1 protein-coding gene is annotated in these 1148 nt (G+C 70.3%); it reads left to right on the forward strand.

Going from position 1 to position 1148, the window contains the following annotated elements:
* The coding region (locus ACRWND_RS30820; RefSeq protein ID WP_431955270.1) for an IS4 family transposase at positions 1-1134 on the forward strand (1134 nt) is incomplete at its 5' end.
* Between the last annotated feature and the right edge of the window lie 14 nt (positions 1135-1148).

The following is a 1148-nucleotide window of genomic DNA, read 5'->3' on the forward strand; positions in this document are numbered from 1 at the left end:
CTGGCCAGAGCGCGGCGCCGGGTGGGGACCGCGCCGTTGCGTCGCTTGTTCGAGGTCCTTGCCGGTCCCGTCGCCGACCGCGGCCGGGCCGGGTCCTTCTACCGGGGACTGCGCACGGTGGCGATCGACGGCACCCACCTGCACGCGCCCGACGACGAGCAGGTCACCTGGCGCTATCCGAAGCGAGCTGGAGAACATCTGGAGTTCGGCTACCCGCTGCTGCGCCTGCTGGCCGTGGTCGAGTGCGGCACCCGGGCCGTGCTCGCTGCCTGTTTCGGTCCGGAGAACGAGGGCGAGCTCTCCTACGCCCGCCGTCTGCTGGGCTGCCTCAACGCCTCGATGCTGCTGCTGGCCGACGCCGGCTTCGACGCGGTGGAGTTCCTACGCGACGTCGCCGGCACTGGCGCGCAGTTCCTGGTGCGCTCCTCCGCCCGGCGCCGCCCCACCATCCAACGCCGCCTGCCGGACGGCTCCTACCTGGCACGCCTGTCCGGTGCCTACGAGGCGGGGACGGGCTACCGGCCGCTGCCCGTGCGCGTGATCGAAGCATGGATCACCGTCACCCTCGCCGACGGCACCACCCGGTGCGAGCCGTGGAGGCTGGTCACCAGCCTGCTCGACCACGAGCGCTACCCCGCCCGCGAACTCGTCGAGCTCTACCACCGCCGATGGCAGGTGGAGACCGCCTACTTCTCGATCAAGGCGACCATGCTCGACGGGCGGGTCCTGCGCTCACGCAGCGTTCCGGGCCTGGACCAGGAGGTCTACGCGCTCCTGGCGACCTACCAGGCGCTCATCCGTGCCGCGGCCGACGCGGTGACCACCCGGCCCGGACTGGCCATGGAACGGATCAGCTTCACCGTCCTGCTGCAGGCCGCCGCCGACCAGGTCACCACCGCCACCGGCATACTCCGACCGGCAACCGCCGACCTCCTTGGAGCGATCGGGCGGACGGTCCTGGACAACCTGCTGCCCGCCCTACGACACCACCGCGTCAAGGCCCGCAGCCGCAAGAACCCGACAAGCAAGTACGGGCCGAACGCAGGAAAACACCCGCAAACCACCCAGACCTACACCCTCGCCGTCGAGATCCAGGTCATGGAAAGCGGACTTGCAACCCGCCACCGACGTTAAACGCAACGGTGTTG

The organism is Actinacidiphila sp. bgisy167, assembly GCF_965342175.1.
GTDB lineage: Bacteria > Actinomycetota > Actinomycetes > Streptomycetales > Streptomycetaceae > Actinacidiphila.